This is a genomic window from Aeromonas sp. 1805, assembly GCF_013085525.1.
In the GTDB taxonomy this organism is placed as follows: domain Bacteria; phylum Pseudomonadota; class Gammaproteobacteria; order Enterobacterales; family Aeromonadaceae; genus Aeromonas; species Aeromonas hydrophila.
The window spans coordinates 3,109,766-3,135,611 of sequence record NZ_CP038515.1 but is presented as its reverse complement, the minus strand read 5'-3'; the positions used below and the strand labels follow the sequence as shown (position 1 = coordinate 3,135,611).

Genomic DNA, 25,846 nt, shown 5'->3' with positions numbered 1-25,846 from the left:
CAATCATCACACCGGCGGATGGAAATGGCTGGCCTCGCGGGTAGCCATCTCCTCGTAGGTGGCCCACTTCTGCCACGCCACTTGTTGTGCCACCTGCATCAGCCGCTGCGCCTCTTCCGGATGGCTCTGGGCCAGCACCCGATAACGGGTCTCCTCTTGGCGGTATTCGGCAAGCGGAATGGAGGGGCGCAGGCTGTCGAGGCTGAAGGGGTTCTGCCCCGCACTGCGCAATACCGGGTTGTAGCGCATCAGCGGCCAGTGACCGGAGGCCACGGCGCGTTTTTGCTGGGTCAGGCCAAACTCCATATCGATGCCGTGGGCGATACAGTGGCTGTAAGCGATGATAAGCGACGGGCCCGGATAGGCCTCCGCCTCCCGCAGGGCCTGCAGCGCCTGCTGCGGGTTGGCCCCAAAGGCGATGCGGGCCACATAGACGTTGCCGTAGGAGATGGCCTGCAACGCCACATCCTTCTTGGCCAGCGTCTTGCCCCCCGCCGCGAACTTGGCGACGGCGCCGAGCGGGGTCGATTTCGACATCTGGCCGCCGGTGTTGGAGTAGACCTCGGTATCCATCACCAGCACGTTCACATCGCGCCCGGAGGCAAGCACATGATCGAGCCCCGCCGAGCCGATGTCATAGGCCCAGCCATCACCGCCGATGATCCAGACCGAGCGGCGCACCAGCTGATCGATAAGCGAGAGCAGCTCGCGAGCCTTGCCGGATTTCACCTCTTCCAACCGTTCCCGCACTTGCGCGACCCGGGTGCGCTGGGCGCGGATCTCCGACTCCAGCCGCTGCGGGGCGCTGACAAGTGTCTCCACCAGCTCGGCCCCGATCTCCCCCTTCATCGCCTGCAAGGCTGCCACCGCCTGACCGTGATGCTGATCGGCGGTGAGGCGAAAACCAAAGCCAAACTCGGCGTTGTCCTCGAACAGCGAGTTCGACCAGGCCGGTCCCTTCCCTTCGCCGTTCTTGGCCCAGGGGGTGGTCGGCAGGTTGCCGCCATAGATGGAGGAGCAACCGGTGGCGTTGGCCACCAGCATACGGTCACCAAACAGCTGGGTCAGCAGCTTGAGGTAAGGGGTCTCGCCACAGCCAGCGCAGGCACCGGAGAATTCGAACAGGGGTTCGAGGAACTGGGTGCCGCGCACCGTGGAGAAATCCACCCGCTCGCGAGCAGGCCAGGGCAGGCTCTCGAACCAGCGCAGCGCCTGTTTCTGGCCGGCGAGGTGCGGCGCCTTGTCCATCATGGCGATGGCCCGCTCGCCCTCACCGTTTTCATCCGCTCCGACCCGCACCGGACAGGCCTGCACGCACTGGCCGCAGCCGGTGCAATCCTCCGGGTAGAGCTGCAGGGTGTAGCGGCTGTCGGGAAAGCCCTTGGCGGTGACGGGTACCGACTGGGCTGCCTCGGGGGCAGTTGCCAGCCAGTCCTGATGGTAGAACTTGGCCCGCAGCGCCGCGTGGGGGCAGACAAAGACGCAGTTGCCGCACTGGATGCAGATATCCGAGTGCCAGATGGGGATCTCGCGGGCGATATCGCGCTTCTCGAAGCGGCTGGTGGCGGTGGGGTAAGTGCCATCTACCGGCAGCATGGAGACCGGGATGCGATCGCCGCGCCCCGCCAGCATCTCGCCGGTGACCCGCTGGACAAACTCGCTGCCCCCCGGAGCCAGCGGCAGCGGATAGTCGCTGAGCTGCTCCTCACCGGCTGGAATGGCCACCCGGTGTAGATGGGCCAGGGTGTCGTCCACCGCCGCGAAGTTGCGCGCCACCACCTCGGGCCCCTTGCGGGCATAGCTCTTCTCGATGCTCTCCTTGATGAGCGCGATCGCCTCGTCCCGCGGCAAGATGCCGGCCAGGGCGAAGAAGCAGGTCTGCATGATGGTGTTGATGCGATTGCCCATGCCGTTGCGCTCGGCCACCCGATCGCCGTCGATGCAATAGAGCTGGATATTGAGGGCGCGGATGCGGGCGCGCAGCCGCTCGGGCAGCTCGGCCCAGACCCGGTCGGGCTCATGGGGGGCATTGAGCAGCAGGGTCGCCCCCTCGGCGGCAAACTCCAGCAGATCCACCGATTCGACAAAGCCCCACTGGTGGCAACCGATAAAGCTCGCCTGCTCGATAAGCCAGGGGGCGTCGATGGGCTCGGGGCCAAAGCGCAGGTGGGAGACAGTGCGCGAGCCCGACTTCTTGGAGTCGTAGACGAAGTAACCCTGGGCGTGGAAGCCCTCCAGCTCGCCGATGATCTTGATGCTGTTCTTGTTGGCACCGACTGTGCCGTCGGCACCGAGGCCGAAGAACAGCGCCCGCACCCGGCTGGCAGGTTCCAGATCGCCGATGGGGTGCCAGGCCAGACTGAGGCCGGAAACGTCGTCCACAATCCCCACCGTAAAGCGCGGGCGCGGCGCATCGGATGCCAGCTCCTCGAACACCGCCGCGCACATGGCAGGGGTGAACTCTTTGGAAGAGAGGCCATAGCGGCCACCACTGAGCCACGGAAGCCGCTTGATAAGGCCGCGCTGCAAGCCGTCGATGAGGGCGCTCTGCACATCCAGCAGCAGCGGCTCGCCGCCGGCGCCCGGCTCCTTGGTGCGATCCAGCACCGCCATGCGCCGCACGCTCTCGGGCAGCGCATCGAGCAGCGCCTGTACCGGGAAAGGGCGATAGAGGCGAATGACCAGCACCCCGGTCTTGCGATCCTGCTGGTTGAGCCAATCCACCGTCGTGCGGGCGGTGGCCGCCCCCGACCCCATCAACACGATGACGTCGGTGGCATCGGGGGCGCCGTGATACTCCACCAGCCGGTAGTGACGACCGGTCAGCTCGCCGAGGTTGTCCATGCACTGCTGCACTCGCGCCGGTACCGCCTCGTAGAAGGGGTTGACGCTCTCGCGGGACTGGAAATAGGTATCCGGGTTCTGGGCGGTGCCTCGCATCACCGGATGATCCGGGTTGAGGGCCCGGGCACGGTGGGCGCGTACCCAGTCGTTGTCGATAAGGGCCCGGATCTCATCTTTATGCAGCGCGACTATCTTGTTCACCTCGTGGGAGGTGCGAAAGCCGTCGAAGAAGTGGATAAAGGGCACCCGGCACTGCAGGGTGACGCTATGGGCGACCAAGGCCAGGTCCTGCGCCTCCTGCACCGAGCCGGAGGCGAGCATGGCAAAGCCGGTGCTGCGCGCCGCCATCACATCCTGATGGTCGCCAAAAATCGACAGCCCCTGCGCCGCCAAGGATCGGGCCGCCACATGGAACACCGCCGAGGTCAATTCGCCTGCGATCTTGTACATGTTGGGCAGCATCAACATCAGCCCCTGACTGGCGGTGAAGGTGGTGGCGAGCGCCCCCGCCTGCAGGGCGCCGTGTACCGTGCCGGCAGCCCCCCTTCACTCTGCATCTCCACCACGGTGGGGATGTTGCCCCACAGGTTGGTCTGCCCTTCTGCCGCCCAGGCATCGGCCAGCTCGGCCATGGTCGAGCTCGGGGTGATGGGGTAGATGGCACACACTTCGCTCAGCTGGTACGCCACCCGGGCCGCGGCTTCGTTGCCGTCAACCATGATCAGTTCATGTTTCATTGGGACTCCTCCGGTTGGCGCAGCTCGATGGCGTGACAAGGGCATTGGTCGTGGCAGGCACCGCAGCCGGTGCAGCGCTCGGCATCCACCTGATACCCCAGACCCGGCCCCAGCTTGGCGATGGCCTGCTCGGGGCAGCTGCCATAGCAGCCGTCGCACTCAAAGCAGTTGCCGCAGGAGTAGCAGCGCGCCGCCTCGTAGCGAGCGGCCACCTCATCCAGCCCACCGATGATCTCGCCAAAGTCGTCCCGCGCCGAAGGCGGTTTGACCGGTTGGCTGCTGGCCGGCGCATGGGTCTGGAACCAGAGCTGCAACTGCTCCGGCCCCACCAGCGGGTAGGAGAGCGGTTTGTGATAGTGGCGACCGCGCAGCCAGGCATCCATGTGGCGTGCCGCCTTCTTGCCGTGACCGGTGGCGATGGTGACGGTGCGCTCGGAGGGCACCATGTCGCCGCCTGCAAACAGACCCGGCACATCCGTCATCAGGTTTTCGCCAACCTGCACCACCCCCTCCTTGTTGACCCGCACGCCGGGAATGCTCTCCAGCACCGAAAGGTCGACCTCCTGACCGAGCGCCAGAATAAGGGAGTCCGCTTCGAGGGTTTCAAACTTGCCGGTGGGTACCGGCTTGCCCTCGGCATCCAGCGCCATCACCTCCACTTCGATATTGGTGCTATCGAGCTGGCGGATGGTGCGCAGCCAGTTGATCTTGATCCCCTCCTCCTCGGCCTCATCGGCTTCGAAGGCGTGGGCCGGCATATGGTCGCGATCGCGGCGGTAGATGATCATCGCCTCTTCAACGCCCAAACGTCGGGCGGTGCGAGCCGCGTCCATGGCGGTGTTGCCGCCGCCGTAGATGGCCACCCGCCGTCCCAGTTTTGGCGGTGGCAGTCCTTTCTCTTCGGCAAGACTGGCCTGCTCGAGGAAACTCACCGCATCGAGGATCTTGCCCGCTTCCCGGGCCGGAATATCGACCCGCTTGGCCAGATGGGCGCCGATGGCCATAAAGACGGCGTCAAAGCCCCCCTCGTCGCGCTCGCGCAGCACATCCTCCACCTTGTGGTTGAGAGTCAGGGTCACCCCGGCAGCGACGATGCGGGCTACCTCCCTGTCCAGCATGTCGCGGGGTAGGCGGTAGGCGGGAATGCCAAAGCGCAGCATGCCGCCGGCGAGCGGGCCCGCCTCGCGGATCTCTACCTGATGGCCGAGCCGGTTGAGGTGCCAGGCACAAGAGAGGCCGGAGGGGCCGGCACCGATCACCAGCACCTTCTTGCCGCTGGCGGGCGCGGGGGGAGCAGGCTGCCAGCCACGGGCCAGCGCCTCGTCGCCGAGGAAGCGCTCGATGGCGTGAATGGAGACGGCATCATCCACCTGAGCGCGGTTGCAGGCCGTTTCGCAGGGGTGATAACAGACCCGCCCGTGGACTGCAGGCAGGGGATTTTCTTCGATCAGTCGTTGCCAGGCCGCCTCAAAGCGGCCCGCTTCGGCCAGGGCAAGCCAGGCCTGGATGTTCTCGCCAGCCGGGCAGGCATGGTTGCAAGGTGGCAGGGCCGGCCGCCAAACGGGTAGCCGAGTACGGACCGGGCCTGTTCCCGTTTTCTGGGAGAGATCCGGCTGTGGGGTCATATCCAGTTGTTTGCTCATACATTGCTTTCTTCTTTTTGTGTGACAGGCCCCATCCGATGGCGCTTGATACCGTTTTGCCTGGGCAGACGGTGGCCGGAGGGGGAAGAAGCGAAAGCGTTAGAAACTGGAAGCTGACTCGATAATGGACTGATTTGTGTACCGAATGACGGATCAGGATCAAAAAATGTTGCACTTTATGAGGTATGGAGTGCACAACGTGACCCGTGTAACATCTTGCCCGTCTGCAGGAGTCACCGCTCGGGCTCGCGCCCCGCAAGCAACGCCACGCCGTTCTCTGGCCCCGTGAGCCGGCCGCATCAGGCCCCCCTCCTGCAACGATTGCTGCACGGAACAGCTCCCGCTATCTTGTCTCCTGCACTGGAACCACCACAGCACAAGGACCCGGCCATGCCCAAGCTCGCCAGCATTCATCTCTACCCCATCAAGTCGACGGCAGGCATGCCACTGACCCGCGCCCTGGTCACCGAAGAGGGGCTGCAGGGGGATCGCCGCTACATGGTGGTCAAGCCGGACGGCAGCTTCATCACCGCCCGCACCCATCCCCAGTTGCAGCAGGTAGTGGCCACCCCCATCGAGGGCGGTCTGCAGCTGCGCTATCCGGGCCTTGACCCTCTCATCCTGCAAGAGCAGGAGTTTTCCCGCACGCCTAGGGCCACCGGAGTCTGGAGCGACAGCTTCAGCGCCCTGCAGACCCAGCCCCAGGCCAATCAGTGGCTGAGCCAGGTGGCGGGGGAGCCGGTTCAGCTGCTCTGGCTCGGTGAAGAGTCCGCCCGCTTTCGGGAGAAGACCGGCACCCGGGTCAGCTTTGCCGACGGCTATCCGCTGCTGCTGATAAGCCAGGCCTCGCTTGAGGATCTCAACCTGAGATCCGACGCGCTGCACCAGATGAGCCAGTTTCGCACCAACCTGGTGGCAAGCGGCACCCTCCCCTTCGAAGAAGACGGCTGGAGGCGGATCCGCATCGGCGAGGTGGAGTTTCGGGTCGCCAAGCCCTGCAGCCGCTGCATCATGACTACGGTGGAGCCGGGCACGGATCGCTTCAATGCCCTCAAGGAGCCGCTGGCTACCCTCACCCGTTATCGGCGCGGCGAGGATGGCGAGGTCTACTTCGGCCAGAACCTGGTGGCCCTCAACGAGGGCTGGATTGAGGCGGGCAGCGAGATCGAGGTGCTGGAGCGCGCCCGCGCCCCCGTCTACCCCAACGCGGCCCCGAAAAAACGGGAGCTGGTGTGCGTGGCCCGCGAGCCGCTGGCGCGGGATCTGGAGACCTTCTGGTTCGAGGCGGCCGATGGCGAGCCGCTGCCCGACTATCTGCCGGGCCAGCATCTGCCCATCAGCCTGGACATTGGCCTGGGTCTGCGGCGCGAGCGTCTGCAGCGCCGCTATACCCTGAGCTCCACGCCGGAGCGGCCCGAGCGTTACAGCATCAGCGTCAAGAAGGTGGGGGGCGGCCGCATCTCCCACTGGCTGCACCAGCAGTTGCAACCCGGTGACCGGTTGCTGGCCGCGGCACCGGCCGGCGAGTTTCACCTAGGCACCGGGCGCACCCTGCTGCTGCTCTCGGCAGGCTCGGGGGTCACACCCATGCTCTCCATTGGCCGCACTCTGGCCTTGCGTGGGGAGCTCGGCGATGTGCACTTTATGCACCTGTGCCGCAGCGAGGCGGATATTCCCGCCGCCGCCGAACTGCACGCCCTGGCGCAGCAGGGGATGACCCTCACCCTGATCCTGAGCCAGCCGGATACGCACTGGCAGGGGCTCAAGGGACGGCTCGGCGATGAGCACCTCAAACAGGTCAAGGCGCTCGCCGAACGGGAGGTGTTTATCTGTGGCCCCCACGGCTTTATGGCCGATGCGGCCGCCAGGCTGACCGCCCTTGGCGTGCCCGCCGAGCGGATCCGCCAGGAGAGCTTTGGCGGCGCCATCCTCTCGGTGGCGCGCCCCCACCAGGCGGTGCAACTGCGCATCGGCAAGCAGAGTTTTGCCGGCAACAATCAGGGCACAGTGCTGGATCAAGCCCACAAGCAAGGGGTGGATCTGCCCTGGAGCTGCCGCGCCGGCATCTGCGGCAGCTGCAAGCAGACCCTGCTCGCGGGCGAGGTGGATCACCCCGATGCCCCGGCCATCACCGCCGCCGAACGGGCCGAGGGCAAGATCCTCACCTGCTGCGCCGTACCGCTCACCGACCTTGTCATCAAATAAGGTGATCGAGCAGCGATAACCCCACCGGCCGGGCGCCCGCTCCCGGCCGTTTTCTATCTGTTTCGGTACGTTTTCCCTCGCCTCCACCTTTTCTCCAAACCCCCGTAACCTTGCCGGGCCCCGCTCCTATACTCACAGCAACAACAACAAAACCCCTCCGACGTAGCGGCCTTTGCCGTCTGACCAAGGGGGTTATCCGGTGAGAATAAGGACGCTCAAACCATGGAACAGAACAGACCCGCCTTTCAGCTCAACCTGCTGCTCTCCGTCGTCACCCTGATCCTGCTGTCGCTGGTATTTTTTGCCTACAGCTGGTCAGGAACGCAACTCGAGCAGAGCTATCAGCAACGCTATCAATCCTATCTGCTGGCCGATGAACTGCGGCAATCCTCCGACGACCTGACCCGCCTCGGCCGCACCTACGTGATCACCAAGGATCCGGCCTACGAACAGCAGTACATGCGGATCCTGGCCATTCGCAACGGGGAGCAGAACCGGCCGCAGGGCTACAACCGCATCTACTGGGACTTCGTCGCCGCCAACGGCCAGAACCCGCGGCCCGACAGCCAGGTGCGCCGTGGCCTCATCGACCTGATGAAGGACACCGGCTTTACCGAAGAGGAGCTGGCCAAGCTCAACGAGGCCAAGAACAACTCGGATGCTCTGGTCAACACCGAGGTAGCCGCCTTCAAGCTGGTGCAGCAGACGGACGGCGATCTGGTCGCCAACCAGCAAAAGGCCATCGCCATGATGCATGACAAGGCCTATCACCAGAACAAGGGGCGCATCATGTCCCCCATCGACGACTTCTACGTCCTGATGGAACACCGCACCCAGCAAGCGGTGGACGATGCCGCCAGCCAGTCCGCCATGCTGCGCTACCTGTTCATCGCGCTCGGCCTGGTGTTGATGTTCTTCCTCTGGCGCACCTACAAGGCGCTGCTCGACCTGGTCGGCACCTCGGTCGACCAGCTCAGAAGCGATCTCAACCACCTGGCCGAGGGGGACTTCTCCCAGCCGATCAAGGTGCCGGCCGGTGCCAAGGAGAGCCTGATCGGCCTGCTCGCCACCATGCAGGGCACCCTCAAGGGGATCATCGCCCAGGTCTCCCACTCCAGCGAGGAGCTCTCCGGTTCGGCCGACAGCATCGCCCAGATAGCGGAGCAGACAGCCCAGTTCGCCACCTCCCAGCAGACCAGCACCCAGACCATGGCGGCCGCCATCGAGGAGCTGGTGGTGAGCATCAGCCACCTCTCTGACAACGCCACCCACGCCGACGAGCTGAGCAAGGTCTCCGCCAACACCCTGGCGGAAGGCTCCGGGGTCATCAAGCAGACCCTCGACAGCATCCAGAGCATCTCGGATACCGTCTCCAACGCCGCCAGCAGCATCGCGGATCTCAACAGCCACACCCAGCAGATCTCGGAGATCATCGAGGTGATCCGCGGCATCGCCGATCAGACCAACCTGCTGGCGCTCAACGCCGCCATCGAGGCGGCCCGGGCCGGCGAGCAGGGCCGCGGCTTCGCGGTGGTGGCCGACGAGGTGCGCAACCTCGCCAGCCGCTCGGCCGCCTCCACCCAGCAGATCACCGGCATGATCGGCAAGATCCAGAGCGGGGCGGATGCCTCCATCCGCAGCATGGAGAACACGGTCAACAACGTCTCCCGCGGGGTGAGCCTGGCCAGCCAGACCGGCGAGGCCATCGCCAGCATCCAGAACCACGCATCCAACCTGACCGGCCTGATGGGGGAGATCAGCCACACCCTGCGCGAACAGTCCACTGCTGCCAACGAGGTGGTCTCCACCGTCGGCAACATCACCTCCCTCTCCGAGCAGTCGGGGGACGCAGCCCGCCACGTCTCGCAGGAGGCGGCCAAGCTCAAGCAGCTGTCACGGCTGCTGCGCCAGGAGATGGCCCACTTCAAGCTGTAGCGCAAAGCGCACAAAGCAAAACGGCTGCCCGAGGGCAGCCGTTTTCATTGGTACGGTACGCTTAACCGCGCAGGGCGGCGATGCGTTGCTCGATGGGCGGGTGGCTCATGAACAGCTCGCTCATGGAACGCTTGCCGTTGATGCCGAACGCCATCATGGAGCCTTCCAGCTGCGGCTCCGCACCGCGGGAGAGGCGCTGCAGCGCGGCGATCATCTTGTCGCGACCGGCCAGCTTGGCGGCACCGGCGTCGGCGCGGAATTCACGCTGACGGCTGAACCACATGACGATGATGGAGGCCAGCACGCCGAACAGCATCTCCAGCACGAACACGGTGATCATGTAGGCAAAACCGCCGGTGCTGCTGCTCTCTTCGTCATTGTTGGAGCTGAAGAAGTTGCTGATGACGCCAGCCACGATGCGGGCGAAGAACATCACGAAGGTGTTCACCACCCCCTGGATCAGGGTCAGGGTCACCATGTCGCCGTTGGCCACGTGGCTCACCTCGTGGGCCAGCACGGCTTCCGCCTCGTCACGGCTCATGCTGTAGAGCAGACCGGACGACACGGCGACCAGCGAGTCGTCACGGCGGGCGCCGGTGGCGAAGGCGTTCATCTCGGGGGAGTCGTAGATCCCCACTTCCGGCATCTTGATGCCCGCTTCACGGGCCTGACGGGCCACGGTACTGACCAGCCAGTGCTCGGTCTCGTTACGGGGTTGCTCGATGACCTGGACACCATAGCTGCGCTTGGCCATCCACTTGGACATCAGCAAGGAGATAAAGGAACCCCCAAAACCGAACACGGCGCAGAACACCAACAGACCGGAAATGCTGGACTTGTTGATCCCCAGAACCGAGAACAGGATATTGAGTACCACCCCCAGCACCAGCATGACGGCCAGGTTGGTCACCAGGAATAGCATAATTCGCTTCATATTGACTCCTTGTGAGATATGGACGCGTGGCCCGTCACCAGCTCGCTGCCGGTCGGGCCACACCTGTCACGCATAATAGACAGTTTCTATGAATGTTCGCTGAATGTCGGATTCAGAGCAGGGGCGAAATGTCGAGTCGCCCGCGCAGATCAGCCTCGAGCGGATTGTTTACAAAGGGTATTTCACCCAAAAACGGAGCCGGCAGCAAGCCCCGCAGGGTGTCCAGATTTTCCTGATAGTGGCTCATGGAGCCGTGCAGCCGGTTGATGACCCAGCCCGCCACCGGCAGGTTGTTGTTGCGAATGGCGGCGAAGGTGAGCAGGGCATGGTTGAGACAGCCCAGTTTGGCCCCCACTACCATGATCACCGGCATGTTCTCCTGCTTGACCCAGTCCGACAGCAGATGTTTGCGATCCAGCGGCAGGAACCAGCCCCCCGCCCCCTCCACCACCACCAGCTCGGCCCCCGCCTGTTCAATCTGGCGCAGCCCGTCCGACAACCCCTTCAGGGTAATGGCATCGCGCGCTTCGCTGGCGGCGATATGGGGCGCGATGGGCGGCTCGTAGGCGTAGGGATTGACCAGATCGTAGGGCAGCGGCAGGCTCGCCGCCTCCTGCAGCAGCACGGCATCAAGATTGCGCAGCCCGTCCGGGGTGCGGGCACAGCCGGCTGAGATGGGCTTGTAACCGGCGCAGCGAATACCGTGTGCGGCGAATTCCAGCAACAGGGTGCGGGCGACCAGCGTCTTGCCCACATCGGTATCGGTGCCGGTGACGAAGAAGGATTTAACCATGATGACTCCTCAATACGGGGCAGCTGCCCGGGCTCGCGATGGCGGGCAGCGGCTTCTCAATTCTCTCGGCCCATGAGACCGGTTAACGGCGGATCAGCTGGCCGAGGCACACCTGATAACTGGCGGCCAGCAGGCCGTCCGGTTGGCGATGGGCTTCATAGGCCTGGCTCAGGCGCTGCAGACGCTGGCGACTGCTAAGTCCGGTATGACGCTCGTCATTGACCTGGCTGGCGCCGATCCCCTTGAGATCGCGCAGCAAGCCGTTGAGTTCGGGGTAGGCGAGCGACCAGGTCAGGCTCTCCAGCACCGGGGCGGCAAAACCACCGGCGGCAATGGCATGCTGCAATTGTGGCAGGCTGAGGAAGCGATTGACATGATCACACTCGTCAACCGTGCGCCAGGCCTCACGCAATTGCCAAAGCGACTCGGCCAGCAGGGTGGAGAACAGCAGCCGGCCGCCGGGTTTGAGCACCCGGTGCAGCTCGGCGAAGGCCTGGGCCGGTCGCTCGCACCACTGCAGCGCCAGGCTGGAGAAGACCCAATCAAACGTCTCGTCGGCAAAGGGGAGCTGCTCGGCATCGCCGCACAGCAGGCGGGCGCCGCTGCCGCGAAGGGCGGCCTGCGCCAGCATGCCGGGAGCCAGATCCAGCCCGGTCAGCTCGCTGCAACGCCCGGCCAACGCCGGCAGGAAGAAGCCGGTGCCGCAGCCCAGATCCAGCCCGCTCACTGTCAGATCTGTGCCAACCTGCCTGTCCGGCATGCGCTCCAGCAGTGCCTGCCCCACCTCCTGCTGGAAGCGGGCGTGGGCGTCGTAGTGACGGGCGGCGGCGCCGAAACGGCGGGCAAGCTGGGCCTTGTTGACCGCCTGAAAACGCTCATGCAGCATGGATGCCTCCTCTTTCGTCGCCCACCGGGCAGGGGCCGAGGGCATCGAGCAAGCGATCCACATCCTGTTCACTGTGAGCGGCGCTCAAGGTGATGCGCAGCCGCGCCGTGCCCACCGGTACCGTGGGCGGGCGGATGGCGCCGGCCCAGACGCCGCATTCGCGCAGCCGCTCGGCCAGTTGCAGGGCGGCGATGCTCTCCCCCACCAGCAGCGGCTGGATGGGGGTAGTGCTGGCCCCAAGTTGCCAACCCAGCGCCTGCGCCCCTTGCCGAAAACGGGTGATCAGCTGGCCAAGCTGGGCGCGGGCCTCGTCGGCGGCGCGCACCAGTGCGATGCTCTGGCGCACCGCGCAGGCCTGGGCAGCCGGCATATGGGTGCTGTAGACGTAGTGGCGGGCGAAGTTGACCAGGTACGCCACCAGCTCGCGGCTGCCGCCCACAAAGGCGCCAGCCACCCCGAGCGCCTTGCCAAAGGTGCCCATCTGGATGTGTACGCTGGCAGGAGCAACCCCCTGCGCCGCCAGGGTGCCGCGCCCTTGTGGCCCCAGCACGCCGAGGCCGTGGGCATCGTCAATCATCAGCCAGTTGCCGCTTGTGGCAGCCAGAGCTGCGAGCTCGCGCCAGGGGCCCTGATCCCCGTCCATGCTGAACACCCCCTCCGAGACGATAAGCCCGCTATTTGGCTCAAGTTGACGCTCAAGGGCCGCCATGTCGTTGTGGCCGAAGCGCTTCATCTTGCAGGGGAGCTGGCTGCCCATCTCCTGCAGGGAGGCGTGGTTGAGTCTGTCCTGCCACAGCAGGTGATCCTTGCCGAGCAGGGCCTTGAGCACCGCCTGATTGGCGGAAAAGCCGCAGTTGAACAGCAGCACCGCTTCCACCCCGAGCCAGTCAGCAAGGGTCTCTTCCAGCTGTTGGTGGGCCCGGCTGTAACCGGTCACCAGCGGCGAGGCACCGGCCCCCGCACCATAGCGCTCGATGCCCTCCTGGAAGGCGACCTTGATGGCGGGGTGATCGGCCAGCCCCAGATAGTCGTTGGCGGAAAAGTTGAGGTAATCGCGCCCCGCCACCCTGAGCCGTCCGCCACTCGCCCCGTCGATCGCGATGCGGCTGCGCAGCAGGCCCGCCTGCTCGCGTTCGGAGAGCGCCGCGCTCAACCCAAAGGGGCCCGTTGCTGCAGGGCCGTTCATGACCGAGCGGCCCCAGCACGGGGGCGGGTGGCGTCATAAAACATCTCGGCGGGCTCGCTCTGGCGACTCACCTCGGCCAGCAGCTCCTCTTCCTGAACTTGATCCGGCTTCTGGGCCCGCTGGGCGGGGCGAATGCCGAGCCGCTTGAACAGCTGCATGTCGCTGTTCTCGTCCGGATTGGGGGTGGTCAGCAGCTTGCAGCCGTAGAAGATGGAGTTGGCCCCCGCCATAAAGCACATGGCCTGCATCTGCTCGTTCATCTTCTCCCGCCCGGCGGAGAGGCGCACGTGGGAAGCCGGCATCATGATGCGCGCCACGGCGATGGTGCGGATGAATTCGAATGGATCGAGGTTCTCCTGGTTCTCCAGCGGCGTTCCCTTCACCTTGACCAGCATGTTGATGGGCACGCTCTCCGGGTGGCGCGGCAGGTTGGCGAGCGCCATCAAGAGGCCCGCCCGATCTTTTGCCTGCTCGCCCATGCCGACGATACCGCCGGAGCAGACCTTCATGCCGGCGCCGCGCACATGCTCCAGGGTATCGAGCCGATCCTGATAGGTGCGGGTGGTGATGATGTCGCCGTAAAACTCCGGCGAGGTGTCGAGGTTGTGGTTGTAGTAGTCAAGGCCGGCGGCACCGAGGCGCGCCGCCTGATCGGCGGTGAGCATCCCGAGCGTCATGCAGGTCTCCATGCCGAGCCCGCGTACCTCTTCGATCATCCGCAGGATATAGGGCATGTCCTTCTCTTTGGGGTTGCGCCAGGCGGCCCCCATGCAGAAACGGGACGAGCCGTTGGCCTTGGCTTCGCGGGCCCGCTCCAGCACTTTCTCCACCTCCATCAGCCGCTCGGCCTCAAGGCCAGTGTGATAACGGGCGCTCTGGGGGCAGTACTTGCAATCCTCCGGGCAGGCACCGGTCTTGATGGAGAGCAAGGTGCTCACCTGTACTTCATTCGGATCGAAATGGGCGCGGTGCACGGTCTGGGCTTGGAACAGCAGATCGTTGAATGGCAGGGCAAACAGGGCCTGAACCTCGGCGAGGGTCCAGTCGTGACGAAGGGCGTGAGCGCCCGCGGTGACAGCATTCATACATGGCTTCCAATTGTTATAAGTGGGATCCTGCGCCGCCAGCTTGCATGGGCAAACGCAGAAGCCGCCACCCGGCCTGCACCCGAGTCGGGTTGCACGCAGCCAAGTGGCTGAAATTGTTGGCTAGTGTAGAGAGCGCGCGTAGACTGTCAACACCGACCAGATCAAACCAATTGACAACAGAATATAAAATGACCAATCAAGAATTCGACCTGCACCACGTCTGGCACCCCTATACCTCCCTCACCCATCCCCTGCCCTGCTATGAAGTGGCCAGTGCCAGGGGAGTGACCCTCACCCTCAGCGACGGCTGCGAACTGGTGGATGGCATGAGCTCCTGGTGGGCCTGCGTGCATGGCTATCAGGTACCGGAGCTCGATGCGGCCGCCACTGCCCAGCTCGGCAAGATGTCCCACGTGATGTTTGGCGGCCTCACCCACGCCCCCGCCGTCGATCTGTGCCGCAAGCTGGTGGAGATCACCCCGGCTGGGCTGGATCGGGTGTTTCTGGCGGACTCGGGTTCGGTAGCGGTAGAGGTGGCGCTCAAGATGGCGCAGCAGTACTGGCATGCCAAGGGGACGCCCAGGGCCAAGTTTGTCGCCCTGCGCGGCGGCTATCACGGCGATACCTTCGGCGCCATGAGCGTCTGCGATCCGGATGGCGGCATGCACGAGCTCTACAAGGGCTTCCTGCCCGAGCACCATTTTGTCGAAGCGCCGAGTTGCCGCTTCCACGCCGAGTGGGACGAGCAGTGCGTGGTGGAGCTCGCCACCCTGGTGGCGGACCACCACGAGGAAATCGCCGCCATCGTGCTCGAGCCTATCGTGCAGGGCGCAGGCGGCATGCGCTTCTATCATCCCCGCTACCTGCAGTGGGTACGGGCCCTGTGTGACGAGTTCGGCCTGCTGCTGATTGCCGACGAGATCGCCACCGGCTTTGGCCGCACCGGCCAGCTGTTTGCCTGCGACTGGGCCGGCATCAGCCCCGACATCATGTGTCTGGGCAAGGCGCTCACCGGCGGCTACCTGACGCTGTCGGCCACGCTCACGACCGAGCATGTGGCTCGCACCGTGTGTGACGGGAAGGCGGGCGTCTTCATGCATGGGCCGACCTTCATGGGCAACCCCTTGGCCTGCGCCGTGGCCAACGCCTCCATCGATCTGCTGCTGGCCTCGCCGTGGCAGAAGCGGGTGTGCGCCATCGAACACCAACTCAAAACCGAACTGGTGGCGCTGACCCTGCACCCGGCGGTGGCGGATGTGCGGGTACTCGGCGCCATCGGGGTGGTAGAGATGAAGGAGCGGGTGGACGTGGCGCGCATCCAGCGCAAGTTCGTCGAACTGGGTGCCTGGATCCGCCCGTTTGGCAAACTGGTCTATCTGATGCCCCCCTTCGTCATCAGCCCGGCACAATTAACCGTGCTGACCAACGCCATCACCGCCGCCATCCACAGCGGCGAGTTCTGAGTCAGACGTGGCAGGCCCTGCCCGACCAGGCAGGGTCTTTTGACTCTTTTTCATCAGAATGTGAGCGAGACACCAGACCCGGGCGGCCAAGACGCGTAGACTGCGCGGGTTTTACCCAACAGATGTACCGTTCCCATGCGCCTCTCCATTGCTGCCAAAATCAACTTCTTCCTGCTGTTCATCTTCTCCATGGTGCTGGTGTTCTCCGCCGCCTACCAGGCGGTGCGCGAACGCGACCTGATCCTGACCCTCATCAAGGAGCAGAGCCGCGAGCAGACCGAGGCCTACTTCGACGGCCTCAACATGCTGATGCTGACCGGCAAGATGGATGCCCGTGACACCCTGCGCGGCAAGTTTCTCGAGCACGCCCACGTGGAGGATGCCCGCATCGTGCGCAGCGAGGCGGTGAGCAAGCAGTACGGAGCTGGCCACCAGAGCGAGCAGCCCAAGGACAGGTTCGATGAGCTGGCACTGGCCGGCAAGGGCAGCCTGGAGGTGGTGCACGACGGCATGCACAGCAAGCTGGTGGTGACCCGCCCGCTGCTGGCCAAGAAGGATTTTCGCGGCACCGACTGCACCAGCTGCCACCTGGTGCCGGAGAATACCGTGCTGGGGGCGGTGCGCTTTGACTACTCCCTCGACACCCTGTTTACCCGGGTCGAGCAGAACATCCTCACCTCGGCGCTGAGCCTCACCGTCATCTTCGGCCTGGGTCTGTTGCTGACCCTCTGGGTCATCCGCACCTGGATCGTCCGCCCCCTCAACCAGCTGACCCGCTCCATGGAGGAGGCCACCGACCTGCACGACTTCGGCCACCGGCTGGAAGGGGATGAAGGGGACGAGATTGGCCGGGTGGCGCTCGCCTACAACCAGATGCTCGACAGCGTGGAGCGTCAGCTCGGCAAACGACCCGCCGCGCCGGTGGAGGGGAGCGAGCAGAAGGCGACAGAGAGAAGAAAAGAGGACTAGCCCAGGTAGTAGAACAGCAGACTGGCCATCAGGATCAGCAGCAAGATGGTCAGGTGCACCCGCCCCGTGTCCTCCTGCCGCCGGCAGCGTCGGCGCTCCGCCAGCAGCACCGCCAGGGTCAGCAGGCAGCATCCCCAGAGCCCGTGCAGCAGCCAGGGGGTGAGCAGGGGATCCCAGCTCTGGCGTACCCTGACTCCGCCATAGACCAGAAAACCGTAGGCCGTCTGAGGTCTGGCGAAGTGGTAGAGGGAGAGCAGACCGATGAAGCCGCCCCAGCAGAGCATCACCAGCCCCTGCAACACCCGTGTCAGCCGGTCCGGCCCCCGTCGCCGCTCTTTCACGCTTATCCCCTGTCCAACTGGCCTGCCAATCCGCCGATAGGCGCCGAAATCCCCCCAGAGTCCGACATTTTTGCTTGTTTATCAAACCTGCGCGGGTAAGATTGACGGCTTAGTCTGCCATGATGGGCCAAGATTGCCCGGGCCAGACCCCAAGTGTTGCAAATAGCGCTGCAAGAACAAGCTGGAGACAATATTTCGATGACGCACGCATCCGTAGTAGATGTGCTGACCGGTAAGTATGCGGTCGGCACCACCCAGACAGTCAAAGGGTGGATCCGGACCCGCCGCGATTCCAAGGCGGGGATCTCATTTTTGGCCATCTCCGATGGCTCCTGTTTCCATCCGGTACAGGCAGTCGTCCCCAATACCCTGGCCAATTACGAGAATGAAGTGCTGCGTCTGACCACGGCTTGCTCGGTGGAAGTGACCGGCCTGGTAGTCGAGTCTCAGGGCAGCGGCCAGGCGTTCGAACTGCAGGCCACTGACGTCAAGGTGGTGGGCTGGGTCGAAGATCCGGACACCTACCCCATGTCTGCCAAGCGTCACAGCATCGAATACCTGCGCGAGCAGGGCCACCTGCGCGCCCGCACCAACATCGTCGGCGCCGTGACCCGGGTACGCAACTGCCTCTCCCAGGCCATCCACCGCTTCTTCCACGAGCAGGGCTATCTGTGGATCGCAGCGCCGCTCATCACCGCCTCCGACACCGAAGGCGCCGGCGAGATGTTCCGCGTCTCCACCCTGGACATGGAAAACCTGCCGCGCACCCCGCAAGGCAAGGTGGACTATGACAAGGACTTCTTCGGCAAAGAGACCTTCCTGACCGTATCCGGCCAGCTCAACGTCGAAACCTACGCCTGTGCGCTGTCCAAGGTCTACACCTTCGGGCCCACCTTCCGCGCCGAAAACTCCAACACCAGCCGCCACCTGGCCGAGTTCTGGATGGTGGAGCCGGAAGTGGCTTTCGCCGATCTGGAAGACAACGCCGCCCTGGCCGAAGCCATGCTGAAGTATGTCTTCAACGCCGTGCTGGCCGAGCGCCGCGACGATCTGGAGTTCTTCGCCCAGCACGTGGACAAGGACGCCATCGGTCGTCTGGAGCGCTTCGTCGCCTCCGACTTCGCCCAGATTGACTACACCGATGCCATCGAAGTGCTGAAAAACTGCGGCAAGAGCTTCGAGTTCCCGGTCTCCTGGGGTATCGACCTCTCCTCCGAGCACGAGCGCTACCTGGCCGAAGAGCACTTCAAGTCCCCGGTGGTGGTGAAAAACTACCCGAAAGACATCAAGGCCTTCTACATGCGCCTCAACGACGACGGCAAAACCGTCGCCGCCATGGACGTACTGGCCCCGGGCATCGGCGAGATCATCGGCGGTTCCCAGCGTGAAGAGCGTCTGGACGTGCTGGATGCCCGTCTGGCCGAGATGGGTCTGAACAAGGAAGACTACTGGTGGTATCGCGACCTGCGCCGCTACGGTACCGTGCCGCACTCCGGCTTCGGTCTGGGCTTCGAGCGCCTGGTGGTTTACGTGACCGGCATGGGCAACGTCCGCGACGTGATCCCCTTCCCGCGCACCCCGCGCACCGCCGAGTTCTGATTACAGGACTTTGCCTTAAAAGCCGACCTCAGGGTCGGCTTTTTGTTGCCCGTTCGGCGGCCGGACGGCCTTGCCAGCACCACAATTAATCACTCTTGCCGCCCTCCGTCATGCCCCCTTGCTGACACACCCGCCCCGCGCCAGCCGTTGAGCCCCATACGCTGCCACTTATTGCCCGCAAAATAACAAAAACGTTAATACGTGGTTTTTATGACGTTAAATCAAAAAGCGATGAGTTATTGAAGTACCTCAAATTTTTGCCCTTTTTTGGCAGGCACAATAACCACTAACCCTTTAGGGCTAAATAAAAAACAGACAATCCCGGTCCATGAGCCCAACACAGCACAGACATGGATTAAATAACGCGAGGTAATGGAATGATCTTGATGGAATTTTTGGTGGTACTCGGCTGCTTGCTGCTGGGTACCCGGTTTGGGGGCATGGGGCTGGGTCTCATCAGCGGCATCGGTCTGTTCCTGCTGACCTTCGTGTTCGGTCTCACCCCGGGCGAACCGCCGGTGCAGGTGATGCTGACCATACTCGCGGTGATCGGCTGCGCCGCCACCCTGCAGACCGCTGGCGGTCTCAACCTGATGATGCAGGTGGCCGAGCGCCTGCTGCGCCGCCACCCCCAGTACATCACCCTGCTGGCGCCGCTCACCACCTGGACCCTCACCTTCCTGTGCGGTACCGGCCACGTGGTCTACACCATGTTCCCCATCATCGCCGACATCGCGCTGCAGAAGAACATCCGCCCGGAACGGCCGATGGCGGTGGCTTCCGTCGCCTCCCAGATGGCGATCTGCGCCTCGCCGGTGTCAGTGGCCGTGGTCTCCATGGTCTCCATCCTGGCGGCCGGTCATGGCATCGGTCAGGCCTACAGCCTGCTCGACATCCTGATGATCGCCATCCCCTCCTCGCTGACCGGGGTCATAGTCGCGGCCCTCTGGAGCCTGCGTCGCGGCAAGGATCTGGACAAGGACGAAGAGTTCCAGGCCAAGATCAAGGATCCGGAGCAGCGTGCCTTCGTTTACGGCGGCGGTGAGACCCTGCTCAACACCAAGTTCCCGAAAGAGGCCTACTGGTCGACCTGGATCTTCTTCGCCGCCATCGCCGCCGTGGTCGTGCTGGGGGCCGACGCCTCCCTGCGCCCGGTGTTCGAGATGGGTGGCAAGACAGGCCCGCTCTCCATGAACCTGGTGATCCAGATGATGATGCTGATCGCCGGCGCCATCATCCTGATGCGCTGCAAGGTCAAACCGGGTGACATCTCCAACGGCGCCGTGTTCAAGGCCGGCATGGTGGCGATCTTCTCGGTATTCGGGGTCGCCTGGATGAGCGAAACCTTCTTCCAGGCCCACATGCCGCTGCTCAAAGAGACCCTGGCCCACGTGGTGCAGGCCCAGCCCTGGACCTATGCCCTGGTGCTGTTCCTCATCTCCAAGCTGGTGAACAGCCAGGCCGCCGCACTGACCGCCATCGCCCCCATGGGGCTGGCGCTGGGTGTCGAGCCGAAACTGCTGATCGCCTTCCTGCCGGCCAGCTACGGCTACTTCGTGCTGCCGACCTACCCAAGCGATCTGGCCTGTATCGGTTTCGACCGCTCCGGCACCACCCGCATCGGCAAGTTCATCATCAACCACAGCTTCATCATTCCGGGTCTGATCGGGGTCGCCACCTCCTGTACCCTGGGTTATCTGCTGACCAACATACTGCTCTAAGCAACAGGCACCGCTTAGCCAGTTCAGCAGGCCCCCACCCGGGGGCCTGCTGTTTTGTGCCCTGCCCCATCCCGTTTTGCCAACTGCCCGCACTCTGGGTAGCATGGCCCCTCTTTTCTTTGCGGAATCTCCCCCATGTCTCGCGTCATCGTGCTCTGGAGCGGCGGCAAGGATGCCATGCAGGCCCTCTGTCATGCCCGCGAGGCGGGTCATCAGGTAGTGGCACTGGCCACCTTTGCCCCGCCCGAACCCCGCTTTCTGGCCCATCCCCTGTCACAGGTGCGTCGGCAGGCGGCGGCTCTCGGGCTGCCCCATCTGCTGATCACCATAAAAGCGCCGTTCGATCTCGGTTATGAGCGGGCGCTGGCGGCATTGAAAGAGGAGTGGCGCCTGGATGGGGTGGTCACCGGCGATATCGACAGCGTGGGGGGCGCACCGAACTGGATCCGCGAGCGCTGCCGCCCGCTCGATCTGGCCGTTCACACCCCGCTCTGGCAACAACCCCGCGAGGCGCTGCTGGCGGATCTGCTGACCCGCGGCATCGTCGCCCATCTCTCCTGCGTCGACACCCGGGTGCTGGTCCCCGAGTGGGTGGGGCGCACGCTCGATACCGCCACCCTGGCCGAATTGCAGCAGCTGGCGGCAAGCCGGGGCTTCGATGCCTGCGGCGAGCAGGGGGAGTACCACACCATGGTGACCGACGGCCCCGGCTTTGCGGCGCCGCTGGTGCTCGGTCACTGGCAGGTGGCCCGTCAGCAACAGCTTGCCTACCTGCTGGAGGATGAGGGGTAGCGGCGCAGCGCTGTTCGATCTCTCTGCACCGGCAGGACAGATAAAAAAACGGGAGGCGATGGCCTCCCGTTTTGCTTTTCTTTGACGCTGACCTAGTTGGCCAGCTTGCCCAGCACCCGCTGCAGCAGGCGGATGCGCGGCGCTATGCTGTCCAGCAGCAGGAATTCCGCCTCCGAGTGGAAACCGCCCCCCATGGGGCCGAAGCCATCGAGCGACGGCACACCGGCGGCGGCGGTAAAGTTGGCATCCGAGCCGCCACCGGCCTCCAGCCAGTTGAAGGAGATCCCCTCCTCTTTCGCTGTCGCAGCCACCAGCGCCATCAACGCCTCGGTGTCGCCACTCGGGCGCATCGCCGGCTTGAAGCTCTGGCGATCCACCTCGACCCGGCAACCGGCGAGGAAGGGGTTGTTGGCCATGAAGGTGAGCCGCTCGTGCACGGCGGCCGCTTCGTCATTGCTCCAGAAGCGCAAGTCGACGATCGCCTCGGCAAAGTCGGGCACCACGTTGACGCCGGTCCCCCCCTGCACCACCCCCACGTTCATGGTGGTGCCGGTATCGAGGTTGACCTGCTCGTTGATGGCGAGCACCCAATGAGCGAGTTCCGTGATGGCGGAGATCCCCTCGCTCAGCGCCGAGCCGGCGTGGGAGGCCTTGCCGTGGAAGGTAATGCGGTACTTGGCGTTGCCCTTGCGGGCGCTGATGAGATCCCCGTTCGGGCGAGCTGCCTCGGCCACCAGTACGCAGCCACTCTGTTTGGCTTTTTCCACCAGCCACTCTTTGGACCAGGGGGAGCCAATCTCCTCGTCGCAGTTGCAGCAGACCAGCACCTTGAGCTTGGCCAGCACGGCCGGGTCCATCTCCTTGAGGGCATACCAGGTGGAGAGCAGGCCGCTCTTCATGTCCGACACGCCGGGGCCAAAGGCCTGATTGCCCTCAATTTTCAGCGGACGCTTGGCCGCCGTCCCCTCGGGGAAGACGGTGTCCATGTGGCCCACCAGCATCACGTCGTAGTGAGCCGCCCCCGGCGCATTGGTTGCCTCGAGGCAGGGGCCGCACTCGGCGGCGAACTGGTGGCGAGTCACCTGCCAGCCGATGGCCTCATATTTCTCGGTCATGATGTCGGCCACTGTCGCCACCCCGGCCGGGGTGCGGGTGCCGCAATCGAGATTGATGAGGGGGGCCAGATCCGCCAGGTAGGCGTCCAGAGAAAAAGCGTTGCGAGAGTCTGTCATTGTCATCTCCTGGGACGGAAGGACACACCTCCCGCCCGACGGCCGAATGAAAGGGGCGGACGGCTCGTGCCGTCCGCCGCCCGGTTACATAAACAGCAGATAGTTGAGGGTCAGCGCCGTCACCAGGGCGCCGGCCATGGGCACGCAGGTGCGCTTGACCACCACGAAGGGGGAGACCTTGGCGATGCCCGCACAGGCGATCAGCACCGCCGCGATGGGGGAGACGGTGCGGCCGATGCTGGAGGCGAGCTGCATCGGCAGCAGCATGGTCACCGCCGGTACGCCGAACTTGGCCGCCACCGCCGGTGCCAGGGTCGAGAAGCTGAGGAACGCCGCGTTGCCCGACCCCATGATGACCGCCGCAACCATGATGAGGCCCACCATCACCAGCGTCATCAGGCCGCTGCCGATGCCGGCATTGCTGGCCGAATGAAGCAGGGTGTCGATGGCACCGATGGCCTTGAGGGATTCGGCGAACAGCTCGGCGCAGACGATGAGCGCCACCACGGGGCCGAACACCTTGCCCATGCCGTCGAGGAAACTGGAGAGCCCGGCGAAGGCGGTGCGCACCGAGCGGGTACGCAGCAGCTCGCACAGCATGCCGATAAAGACCGACAGCAGCATGGCCACCTCCACACTGACGCTGATGGTGGTCACCAGCAGCTTGGAGAAGGTCATCATCAACACGAAGGGGATGATGGGCAGCAGGGCGTACCAGATGGGCGCCGCTACCGCCTCGGTGCCTTTCTCGTCCAGCTCGGCGTGCTCGCCGCGATGCTGGGCCGGATCCCAGCCATCCTGGCGGTCACAGTGCCGCTGCCAGAAGAAGTGCAGCACCATGGTCACCAGCAGCATGGGGGCCACCAGCCAGATCTGGTAGTCGACGAAATAGCTGGTGGGATCCATGCCGGATTGGCCGGCGGAGAAGATGGCGTTGGTCTGGGTCGGGCCAATCTCGAACGCCTGGGAAGTGGCGATGACGCCGCAGGCGGAGGCCGGGCTGATGCCGAGGTTGCGCATCACCGGGTACATGGTGACCATCAACAGCAGGCCAAGGCCGGTGGCGGAGGTGACGAACAGGGAGACAAACACCGCCACCAGGTAGCAGATGGCCAGCATCAGGTAGCTGGACTGAATGCCCGCCACCGGTTTGACCGCCACTCGCACCAGCGCCTGGGAGGCACCGATATGGGACATGTAGGTGGCAAAGCCGGCCACCGCCATGATGGTGAGGCCGAGGCCCGCCGCCCGGTAGGAGAAGATCCCCTTGAACACCTCGAACAGATCGAACAGGGCGAAGCCGGTGCTCTTGTCGGCGGGCAGAATGGGGTGCAGTCCCAGCCAGTAGGCGACGGTGAAGATGGCCATGCCGGCCAGTGCCAGCACCGCCTGCGGGTTGTAATCCTTGACGATGCCGTAGACCACGGCCAGCAGTACGAGCAAGACGAAGACGAGTTCCAAATATTCACTCCTGATAAAGTTATCGAGGAGCGGAATCTAGTGGTCTGACCGCGCTTTCCCATTGATCCCCGTCAAGAAAGATGGCTTGACCGCATTCCAATGAAACAAAATGCTATACACTTGACAAAAAACAGCAATTTAAACTAAAGGCAAACCTTTAGAATCCCTTTGCCACGCGTTCTGGCGAATAACCTCAGGCTTTTTTGCTTTGGATCAACGTCAGGGGCCAGTGAACTGGCCAAGATGCGCATCGACACACAGCGACCATTCGCGCCGGAGAGAGTTATGACAGACCGAGCCAACGCAGGCATGACGACCTGCGACTACAAGCTATGGGACATCCTCGTCGAGTCTGCAAAGGAACGCACCACCATTCGTTACTCCAAGCTGGCCAGGCAGGCCGGGCTGGAGAATTGCCAGGATGAGCTGCGCACGCTGCTGCAACGCATCCGCATGTACTGCACCGAGCACCAGTTGCCGATCCTCTCCGCCATCGTGGTGGACGATGTGGGCAAATATACCGGCCTCTCCTCCAGTCTGCCGGACGCCCCCTGGGAACGTGCCAAGGTGTTTGACTACCAGTGGCCGGTTGCGCCCTGAGTCATCCACCCCTCACAATAACGCGCCCGCCGGCGCGTTTTGTACTTCTTTGGGCCCCCTTTTCCTGAACCGCAGGCAAAAAAAACCCGCCGAGACGGCGGGTACTAAGCAAGCAACGCTCTGGATGACCAGAGTAAAGAGTTCAGGCTGTCGAATCTTGCCACCTCCGGCACCACGCGAAAGAGGTAACAGGACAACATGGGTTTGCATAAATCGCTGATTTATCCAAGCTTCATGCTGACCATCGACGGGAAATGAGACTAAAGTGAAGGCCCTGCTTAAGGAAATGATTTATTAGTATTCCATTATGCACAGAATGAATTTACGAGGCGTCGACCTCAACCTGCTGGTGGTGCTCAAGGCACTGCTGGAGGAGCGCAACACCACCAAGGCCGCCGAACGGCTCGCCATGAGCCAGCCAGCCGTCAGCCGGGCACTGGCCCGCTTGCGTCTGCTCTATGACGATCCCCTGCTGATCCGCACTCCCCAGGGCATGGAACCCACCGCCCGGGCGGAGGCCTTGCTGTTGCCGCTGCGGGAGATCCTGCACGACATCGAGCAGACCTTCAGCCCCCCCGAGCAGCTCGACCCCGCCCAGTTCGAGGGGGTGCTGCGCATCGGGGCCCACACCTATGTGGAGTACGTGATGATGCCGAGCCTGCTGGCCCGGCTGCAGCAGCAGGCGCCCAACCTGCGCATCCACATGGTGCCGCTCAATGCGGACTACGAGAGCCAGCTCGACGAAGGGGTCATCAGCATGGTGATCAGCAAACAGGACGAGGTGCCCGGCCGTTTTCGCCGCATCCCGCTGTTCGAGGACAAGCTGATCTGCGCCGCCCACCGCAGCCACCCGCTGCAGGGCCAGGTGCTGTGCATCGAATCCTTCGCCCAGGCCCAGCACCTGCTGGTCGCCCCCCGCGGCAGCGAAGGGGCATCGTCGATGATCTGCTGGCCGCCCACGGCATGACCCGGCACACCCCCTTGATAGTGCAAAGCTTTCTGGCTGCCCCCTTCATCCTGCCGTGCGCGCCTCTGCTGCTCACCTCCCCCGCCCGGGTGCTGCGCCCGCTGATGCCGCTGCTGGATCTGGTGGAATACGAGACCCGCTTCGCCCTGCCCACCTTCGAAGTGAGCCTCATTCGTCATCGTCGCGACGACAACAACGCCATGCTCAACTGGTTCGAATCCGAACTGCACCTCTGGTGTCGCACCCAGAGCGAACTCTGATGCCCGCCGGCGCGTCCCGCGCCGGGCACTTTTCCCCTCCCCCCAGGCCCGACCAGCGCCTAGCCCCACCTCCCCCATGCGCATCGGCGTTGCCTTGAGATCGCCACAATGCCAGAATCGGGCCTCTTCTTGATTTCCCGTTTCAGGACTCAAGTTTCGGCTTTCCGGGCCCATGCCCGCAGACAAGGAC

At 64.1% G+C, this 25,846-nt stretch carries 17 protein-coding genes and 2 pseudogenes; 9 read left to right on the top strand and 10 right to left on the bottom strand.

The window, feature by feature from the left end; translation table 11 throughout:
* Window positions 1-6: 6 nt before the first annotated feature.
* Window positions 7-3,581, bottom strand: a pseudogene (gene nifJ / locus E5E96_RS14785) (pyruvate:ferredoxin (flavodoxin) oxidoreductase).
* On the bottom strand, window positions 3,578-5,224 hold the full coding sequence (locus tag E5E96_RS14780; RefSeq protein ID WP_171282487.1) for an NAD(P)-binding protein: 1,647 nt from the start codon (window positions 5,222-5,224) through the stop codon (window positions 3,578-3,580). Before E5E96_RS14780 ends, nifJ begins: the two are co-directional and overlap by 4 nt.
* 390 nt (window positions 5,225-5,614) lie before the next feature.
* Here E5E96_RS14780 and E5E96_RS14775 point away from each other — a divergent pair, with 390 nt between their 5' ends.
* Both E5E96_RS14775 and E5E96_RS14770 read left to right on the top strand, forming a co-directional pair.
* The gene (locus E5E96_RS14775) at window positions 5,615-7,429 is read left to right on the top strand and encodes a hybrid-cluster NAD(P)-dependent oxidoreductase (RefSeq protein ID WP_171282486.1); all 1,815 of its coding nucleotides are present in this window, start codon (window positions 5,615-5,617) and stop codon (window positions 7,427-7,429) included.
* Window positions 7,430-7,651: 222 nt separating this feature from the next.
* Window positions 7,652-9,364 (top strand): methyl-accepting chemotaxis protein, encoded by a 1,713-nt coding sequence (locus E5E96_RS14770; protein WP_101614151.1) that lies wholly within the window; start codon window positions 7,652-7,654, stop codon window positions 9,362-9,364.
* A 61-nt stretch (window positions 9,365-9,425) separates the two neighbouring features.
* On the opposite strand, the gene htpX is transcribed toward E5E96_RS14770, so the two are convergent.
* From htpX to bioB, 5 genes are all read right to left on the bottom strand, one after another.
* A complete protein-coding gene (gene htpX / locus E5E96_RS14765; protein ID WP_011705391.1) occupies window positions 9,426-10,298 on the bottom strand; it encodes a protease HtpX in 873 nt (290 codons plus the stop codon).
* A 112-nt stretch (window positions 10,299-10,410) separates the two neighbouring features.
* Window positions 10,411-11,091, bottom strand: a complete 681-nt coding sequence (bioD, locus tag E5E96_RS14760) for a dethiobiotin synthase (RefSeq protein WP_044799636.1) — start codon at window positions 11,089-11,091, stop codon at window positions 10,411-10,413.
* A gap of 82 nt (window positions 11,092-11,173) precedes the next feature.
* Complete coding sequence (gene bioC / locus E5E96_RS14755; RefSeq protein ID WP_171282485.1) at window positions 11,174-11,977, bottom strand: malonyl-ACP O-methyltransferase BioC; 804 nt, start codon at window positions 11,975-11,977, stop codon at window positions 11,174-11,176.
* The gene (bioF, locus tag E5E96_RS14750) at window positions 11,967-13,163 is read right to left on the bottom strand and encodes an 8-amino-7-oxononanoate synthase (RefSeq protein WP_171282484.1); all 1,197 of its coding nucleotides are present in this window, start codon (window positions 13,161-13,163) and stop codon (window positions 11,967-11,969) included. Before bioF ends, bioC begins: the two co-directional genes overlap by 11 nt.
* Window positions 13,160-14,248, bottom strand: a complete 1,089-nt coding sequence (gene bioB / locus E5E96_RS14745) for a biotin synthase BioB (protein ID WP_016350182.1) — start codon at window positions 14,246-14,248, stop codon at window positions 13,160-13,162. The genes bioF and bioB overlap by 4 nt, the downstream gene beginning before the upstream one ends.
* 191 nt (window positions 14,249-14,439) lie before the next feature.
* Between bioB and bioA the strand changes: the two genes are divergently transcribed.
* Window positions 14,440-15,714 carry an adenosylmethionine--8-amino-7-oxononanoate transaminase gene (gene bioA, locus E5E96_RS14740; RefSeq protein WP_171282483.1) on the top strand — a complete coding sequence of 425 codons (1,275 nt, stop codon included), beginning with the start codon at window positions 14,440-14,442 and terminating at the stop codon, window positions 15,712-15,714.
* 135 nt (window positions 15,715-15,849) lie between these two features.
* Window positions 15,850-16,683 (top strand): HAMP domain-containing protein, encoded by an 834-nt coding sequence (locus tag E5E96_RS14735; RefSeq protein WP_171282482.1) that lies wholly within the window; start codon window positions 15,850-15,852, stop codon window positions 16,681-16,683.
* Here the strand turns inward: E5E96_RS14735 and E5E96_RS14730 are convergent.
* Window positions 16,680-16,982, bottom strand: a complete 303-nt coding sequence (locus E5E96_RS14730; RefSeq protein ID WP_171283239.1) for a hypothetical protein — start codon at window positions 16,980-16,982, stop codon at window positions 16,680-16,682. The two genes, E5E96_RS14735 and E5E96_RS14730, sit on opposite strands and share 4 nt — an antisense overlap.
* Window positions 16,983-17,222: 240 nt before the next feature.
* On the opposite strand from E5E96_RS14730, the gene asnS reads away from it, so the two are divergent.
* The 3 genes from asnS (at window position 17,223) to E5E96_RS14715 (ending at window position 21,136) form a co-directional block, all read left to right on the top strand.
* A complete protein-coding gene (asnS, locus tag E5E96_RS14725; protein ID WP_139392046.1) occupies window positions 17,223-18,623 on the top strand; it encodes an asparagine--tRNA ligase in 1,401 nt (466 codons plus the stop codon).
* Between the two features lie 377 nt (window positions 18,624-19,000).
* Window positions 19,001-20,344, top strand: a complete 1,344-nt coding sequence (locus E5E96_RS14720; protein ID WP_168756560.1) for an anaerobic C4-dicarboxylate transporter — start codon at window positions 19,001-19,003, stop codon at window positions 20,342-20,344.
* Between the two features lie 135 nt (window positions 20,345-20,479).
* Window positions 20,480-21,136: an adenine nucleotide alpha hydrolase gene (locus E5E96_RS14715; RefSeq protein WP_168756561.1), complete on the top strand. Its 657-nt coding sequence runs from the start codon at window positions 20,480-20,482 to the stop codon at window positions 21,134-21,136.
* 92 nt (window positions 21,137-21,228) lie between these two features.
* On the opposite strand, the gene E5E96_RS14710 is transcribed toward E5E96_RS14715, so the two are convergent.
* Together E5E96_RS14710 and dcuC are read right to left on the bottom strand one after the other, a co-directional pair.
* Entirely contained in the window at window positions 21,229-22,368 is a 1,140-nt protein-coding gene (locus E5E96_RS14710) for a M20 family metallopeptidase (protein WP_168756562.1), read from the bottom strand.
* An 84-nt stretch (window positions 22,369-22,452) separates the two neighbouring features.
* On the bottom strand, window positions 22,453-23,829 hold the full coding sequence (dcuC, locus tag E5E96_RS14705) for a C4-dicarboxylate transporter DcuC (RefSeq protein ID WP_043124176.1): 1,377 nt from the start codon (window positions 23,827-23,829) through the stop codon (window positions 22,453-22,455).
* Window positions 23,830-24,114: 285 nt separating this feature from the next.
* On the opposite strand from dcuC, the gene E5E96_RS14700 reads away from it, so the two are divergent.
* Together E5E96_RS14700 and E5E96_RS14695 are read left to right on the top strand one after the other, a co-directional pair.
* A complete protein-coding gene (locus E5E96_RS14700) occupies window positions 24,115-24,429 on the top strand; it encodes a hypothetical protein (protein WP_024943845.1) in 315 nt (104 codons plus the stop codon).
* A gap of 316 nt (window positions 24,430-24,745) precedes the next feature.
* Window positions 24,746-25,656, top strand: a pseudogene (locus E5E96_RS14695) (LysR family transcriptional regulator).
* The last annotated feature ends 190 nt before the right edge of the window (window positions 25,657-25,846 follow it).

Coding starts and splice junctions, on each gene's coding strand:
- E5E96_RS14780 (WP_171282487.1), bottom strand. CDS start 5,224: ATGAGCAAACAACTGGATATGACCCCACAGCCGGATCTCTCCCAGAAA.
- E5E96_RS14775 (WP_171282486.1), top strand. CDS start 5,615: ATGCCCAAGCTCGCCAGCATTCATCTCTACCCCATCAAGTCGACGGCA.
- E5E96_RS14770 (WP_101614151.1), top strand. CDS start 7,652: ATGGAACAGAACAGACCCGCCTTTCAGCTCAACCTGCTGCTCTCCGTC.
- htpX (WP_011705391.1), bottom strand. CDS start 10,298: ATGAAGCGAATTATGCTATTCCTGGTGACCAACCTGGCCGTCATGCTG.
- bioD (WP_044799636.1), bottom strand. CDS start 11,091: ATGGTTAAATCCTTCTTCGTCACCGGCACCGATACCGATGTGGGCAAG.
- bioC (WP_171282485.1), bottom strand. CDS start 11,977: ATGCTGCATGAGCGTTTTCAGGCGGTCAACAAGGCCCAGCTTGCCCGC.
- bioF (WP_171282484.1), bottom strand. CDS start 13,163: ATGAACGGCCCTGCAGCAACGGGCCCCTTTGGGTTGAGCGCGGCGCTC.
- bioB (WP_016350182.1), bottom strand. CDS start 14,248: ATGAATGCTGTCACCGCGGGCGCTCACGCCCTTCGTCACGACTGGACC.
- bioA (WP_171282483.1), top strand. CDS start 14,440: ATGACCAATCAAGAATTCGACCTGCACCACGTCTGGCACCCCTATACC.
- E5E96_RS14735 (WP_171282482.1), top strand. CDS start 15,850: ATGCGCCTCTCCATTGCTGCCAAAATCAACTTCTTCCTGCTGTTCATC.
- asnS (WP_139392046.1), top strand. CDS start 17,223: ATGACGCACGCATCCGTAGTAGATGTGCTGACCGGTAAGTATGCGGTC.
- E5E96_RS14720 (WP_168756560.1), top strand. CDS start 19,001: ATGATCTTGATGGAATTTTTGGTGGTACTCGGCTGCTTGCTGCTGGGT.
- E5E96_RS14715 (WP_168756561.1), top strand. CDS start 20,480: ATGTCTCGCGTCATCGTGCTCTGGAGCGGCGGCAAGGATGCCATGCAG.
- E5E96_RS14710 (WP_168756562.1), bottom strand. CDS start 22,368: ATGACAGACTCTCGCAACGCTTTTTCTCTGGACGCCTACCTGGCGGAT.
- E5E96_RS14700 (WP_024943845.1), top strand. CDS start 24,115: ATGACAGACCGAGCCAACGCAGGCATGACGACCTGCGACTACAAGCTA.